At 42.8% G+C, this 3,764-nt stretch carries 2 protein-coding genes; one reads left to right on the forward strand and one right to left on the reverse strand.

Going from position 1 to position 3,764, the window contains the following annotated elements:
• Window positions 1-395: 395 nt before the first annotated feature.
• Window positions 396-2,429, reverse strand: coding sequence for an elongation factor G (locus tag AC5590_RS19740; protein WP_169268912.1), 2,034 nt, complete (start codon window positions 2,427-2,429; stop codon window positions 396-398).
• A gap of 277 nt (window positions 2,430-2,706) precedes the next feature.
• On the opposite strand from AC5590_RS19740, the gene AC5590_RS19745 reads away from it, so the two are divergent.
• Window positions 2,707-3,651: a tetratricopeptide repeat protein gene (locus AC5590_RS19745; protein ID WP_169268913.1), complete on the forward strand. Its 945-nt coding sequence runs from the start codon at window positions 2,707-2,709 to the stop codon at window positions 3,649-3,651.
• Window positions 3,652-3,764: the final 113 nt, after the last annotated feature.

A 3,764-nucleotide genomic window follows, 5' to 3' on the forward strand; every position in this document is an offset into this window, starting at 1 on the left:
AATAAATTTCTTGGCTCAAAGTCCAAGTCCGTTAAAACGGACTGAGTAAGTTTTTCAGTCCGTTTTAACGGACTTGGGTTATTAGCCTTGAACTTTAGTTCAAGGCGTACTCAACCGGAGGTGCAAGATCTCAGATGACAGATAAAATGTGAGCTTCGACTAAGTTTTTACTTCTTTTTATAGATAAACTTCGAGTTGACTTATGCAGGTGAACTACCTACACCTTATCTATACTCAGATAGGCGTAGGTAGTTCACAAGTACTTTTTTTCACAACTACTGCAAAAAAACAATCTTTGGAAAATAAAAGGACACCGAATACAGGTGTCCTCATATGATTACCAAAAATCAGCAACTGTGGAAAATCAGAGAATTTTAGTCATCCAAAATCAAGAATCATTTACCATTGCCATTACCAGAGGTAAGAATGCGATCGGCAATTCTATCAGGAACTTCTTGAAGATGGTCGTATTCCCAATGGAAGGAACCAACGCCAAGAGTGAGCGATCGCAACTCCACAATAAAGTTCTGCATCTCTGCTTGTGGTAAATAAGCAATCACACAGTCCCATCCTTGCCAGTCATGTACACCTTCATAACCCAAAATCTGCCCCCGTCTACCAGTCACAAGTTGCAGTACTTTGGCAGTAAATTCGTTTGGAGTGGAGACTTGCACACGGAGGATAGGTTCTAGTAGAGTAGGTTCACACTTTGGCATTCCTGTTTGCATGGCAACACGGGCAGCTTGCTTAAATGCTTGCTCAGAACTATCAACAGTGTGGTAAGAACCATTTGTGAGAGTTACCTTGACATCTACAACTGGAAAGCCCAATGGACCATGTGACAGAAACTCCCGCACGCCTACTTCCACACCAGGAATGTATTGCCTAGGAACAACACCACCTACAATAGTTTCTTTGAAATTAAAGCCTTCGCCGCGTGATAATGGCTGAATGTCCAGGTAAACATCGCCAAACTGTCCATGACCACCACTTTGGTGTTTGTAGCGTCCGTGAATTGATGACGCTGGTTTGCGAATGGTTTCTTTATAAGGCACTTGCGGTAAGTGCGTGGTCATCGGTAGATTATATTTGCGGCGCAGTCGGTCTAGTGCAACTTGCAAATGAATCTCGCCTTGACCCCAAAGAATAACTTCGTGAGTATCGCCGTGTTGTTCCCAAGCAAGAGAACAATCTTCTTCCAACAGCTTAGTGATAGCACTGCTGAGTTTTACTTCATCGTTGCGCTTTTCGGGAGTAATTGCCAGAGCATAAACTGGTTCTAGTTGTCCAGCTTTGGGTAATGCCGTCGTTATCTGTTCAAAAGAAAGAGTATCCCCGGTCTTAATACCCTCTAAACGGCTAATCGCAACGATTTCACCAACACAAGCTTGATTAATTGACTGCTGCTGTTGTCCCATGAGGCGGTACAAACCACCAGCACGAACGCCGTTGAGAACAATACCATCAGTTAACTTACCCCGCCAAACTCGTACCAGAGATAATTTGCCGCCTTGGGGGGTGTAGTAAGTTTTCAGCACTTGCGCCACAGGGGAATCGCCTTTTTTAACTTTTAAGCGACGTTCTGCTGTGGTTTCTGGTTCAGGCGCTTCTCTGAGTAAAGCTTCTAGAAGTGGGCGTACACCGTAATCTTGCTCAGCAACTCCAAAGAAAACAGGGACAACCAAATCTGCCCCTAATTCCATTTTCAGGTCTTTGAGGATTTCTTCTTGGGGAGGCTCGATGTCTTCTAAAAGTTCTTCTAGTAAATGGTCATCAAAATCTGCCAAAGCTTCGAGCATTTCTGCCCGTGCTGTGTGTTCTTGTTCTTTGAGTTCTTCCGGGAAAGGAATAGGATCAGCAGGTGCACCTGCATGGTATTTGTATGCTTGTTCGCTCACCAAGTCGATAAAGCCCATGAGCTGTTCCCCTTGCATAATGGGGTATTGATGCGCTACCAAGGGACGACTGGAAACGGCTTTGAGAGCGTGTAGCGTGTCTAAGACATTGATATTAGCCCGATCCATTTTATTCACAAAGACGAGGTGAGGAATTTCCCAGTCGTCCAGGAATTTAAATAAAGGGGCAAGAGTGAGAACTCGATCTGTGATGGGTTCGCAAACGACAATTGCTGCATCCACGCCCATTAAGGCGTTGTACGTTTCTTGGGCAAATTCCACACTTCCAGGACAATCAATAAATGTGAAGCGAGTGTCATTATATTCAGTGCTAGCAGCACTCACTTCTACACTCATATGGCGATCGCGCGATTCAGCAGCACTATCTCCTACTGTGTTACCATCCTTAACGCTGCCTTTGCGAGTTATTGCACCTGTAACGAATAATAAACTTTCCAGGAATGTGGTTTTTCCACTTAAATATGGACCAACAATTGCCACATTTCGCGAACCCGATTTCACTTTTTCGTTCATACAACCTCCCTTGCAGCTAGACATATCTAGCCGCGTTATCTTATGTTATTGATAGTTCAAAATTTGATGATCCCAAAGATTATTGTCTCCTTAACTTGAGATTATCTCTCTTTTAATATAGGTAGTGAAAAATTGTATTTTCTCGTAATATTTAACTCAAGAAAATTTAACTATTACAAAATTTGCTATATAAAATTAAACTTATATGAATGTGAGCATATGTAACAAAAACTTTGTAAAGTAAACGTAACTTAAACTGTTCAAACACCAGAAAACAATGCAGGTTCCTCTTTATAAAAATCGCCTTCCTACTTTAGTGGGTTTGATATTAGTGATCCAAAGCCTTGTGTGCCCATCATCCTCAGCTTCTCCACCTCCGGCTGCTCCTTTATCTCATCACCTTCTCAAACTGGCGCAATACATTGATAGCAGCGCTCAAGATTACTTAACACAAGGATTAGAAGCCATTCAGGTGGGGAGAGTCAAAGATGCGATCGCCTTATTTCGTAAAGCCACAGAACTTGATCCCAACTTAGCCGCAGCTCACTACAACTTAGGATTAGCACTGCGACAAGCAGGACAATTACAACCTGCGGCTGATGCATTTTACAAAGCGACACAATCTGATCCCCAGTTTGCCCAGGCATATGCTGATCTCGGTGGCTCGCTTTTAGAAGGGAGTAATTGGCAGCAAGCGAACGATTATTTGCAACGAGCAATACAACTTGATCCTAAATTAGGAACGGCTCACTATAATTTAGGGTTGCTGCGCGAGCAACAACGAGATTGTGAGCAAGCGATCGCATCCTTTAAAAAAGCAATTGAACTGACCAAAAACGCACCAGAACCTGCTTATCATATGGGCATCTGTTATTTACAACAGGGGCAAACTGATAAAGCAAAAGATGCCTTTCGCAAAGCAGTTAAAAGAAATCCCAAATATTCCGAAGCTCATTACGAACTCGGTGCAATTTTGTTAAATCAAAGAAAATTAAAATATGCATTAGAAGCTTTTAGAAAATCAGCACAAGCAAACACAAATAATGCCAATGCTTATTATAGCGCTGGGTTAGTTTTTATAGAGTTAAAGCAATATCCACAGGCAGCAGAAGTGTTGCAATATGCCAGAGATCTATACAAAGCTCAGAAGAATTTCCAGTGGGCGAACAATGCACAAAATTTGTGGCAACAAATATCAAACGTAAATTATCCACCTCGTTAAATCAGTGAACAGTTATCAGTAAACAGTGAGCCAGCGCTGCAGGAGGGTTTCCCGACAGAGGCGACTGCGTAAGCGCAAAGCGCACGCCAAGGGCGTAAGCGCAAGCGCACGCT

This window comes from Brasilonema octagenarum UFV-OR1, assembly GCF_963888615.1.
Classification (GTDB): Bacteria; Cyanobacteriota; Cyanobacteriia; order Cyanobacteriales; family Nostocaceae; genus Brasilonema; species Brasilonema sennae.

Coding starts and splice junctions, on each gene's coding strand:
- AC5590_RS19745 (WP_169268913.1), top strand. CDS start 2,707: ATGCAGGTTCCTCTTTATAAAAATCGCCTTCCTACTTTAGTGGGTTTG.
- AC5590_RS19740 (WP_169268912.1), bottom strand. CDS start 2,429: ATGAACGAAAAAGTGAAATCGGGTTCGCGAAATGTGGCAATTGTTGGT.